4 tRNA genes are annotated in these 704 nt (G+C 45.2%); all 4 read right to left on the bottom strand.

Features of this window, described 5'->3' with window-relative positions:
• Positions 1 to 51 precede the first annotated feature (51 nt).
• Positions 52 to 128 (bottom strand) — tRNA-Met (locus CLPU_RS16400).
• Between the two features lie 34 nt (positions 129 to 162).
• Positions 163 to 251 (bottom strand) — tRNA-Leu (locus CLPU_RS16395).
• A gap of 5 nt (positions 252 to 256) precedes the next feature.
• A tRNA-Asn gene (locus CLPU_RS16390) sits at positions 257 to 331 on the bottom strand.
• A 220-nt stretch (positions 332 to 551) separates the two neighbouring features.
• Positions 552 to 627, bottom strand: a tRNA-Phe gene (locus CLPU_RS16385).
• Positions 628 to 704: the final 77 nt, after the last annotated feature.

Below are 704 nucleotides of genomic sequence, written 5' to 3'. Positions count from 1 at the left end.
TTACCGCCGTGAAAGGGCGGTGTCTTAACCGCTTGACCATAGGGCCTTATTTGGTTGCGGGGGCCGGATTTGAACCGACGACCTTCGGGTTATGAGCCCGACGAGCTACCAGACTGCTCCACCCCGCGTCATTATCTAATATATCCTACTTTATTTAATTATTGGTGCCGAGGACCGGAATCGAACCGGTACGGTCTTTAAGGACCGCAGGATTTTAAGTCCTGTGCGTCTGCCAGTTCCGCCACCCCGGCATCTTTGGCTCTTGGGGTGGGACTCGAACCCACAACCTACCGGTTAACAGCCGGTTGCTCCACCATTGAGCTACCCAAGAATATTTATCTAAATCTTTTTATCAGCGACAAGATATATATTATCATATTTTTAAGTCAATTTCAAGACTTTTTTTGATTTTTTTATTATTTTTTTATTTTGAATTTAAAGTAATCTAAATAACGTTAAATCCTAATATCCATTGTGATTTCCAGCATTTTCTAATAAACTTTTTGTCTAAAAAACTCCCATTCCTAAGAATAGGAGTTTCAATTCACCAATGGTGCCCAGAGGCGGAATCGAACCACCGACACGGGGATTTTCAGTCCCCTGCTCTACCGACTGAGCTATCTGGGCAAGATGGTGGGCCTTCAGGGATTCGAACCCCGGACCTACCGGTTATGAGCCGGGCGCTCTAACCAACTGAGCTAAAG

The organism is Gottschalkia purinilytica, assembly GCF_001190785.1.
GTDB classification, from domain to species: Bacteria; Bacillota; Clostridia; order Tissierellales; family Gottschalkiaceae; genus Gottschalkia_A; species Gottschalkia_A purinilytica.
This window is presented reverse-complemented; position numbering and strand designations above follow the sequence as displayed.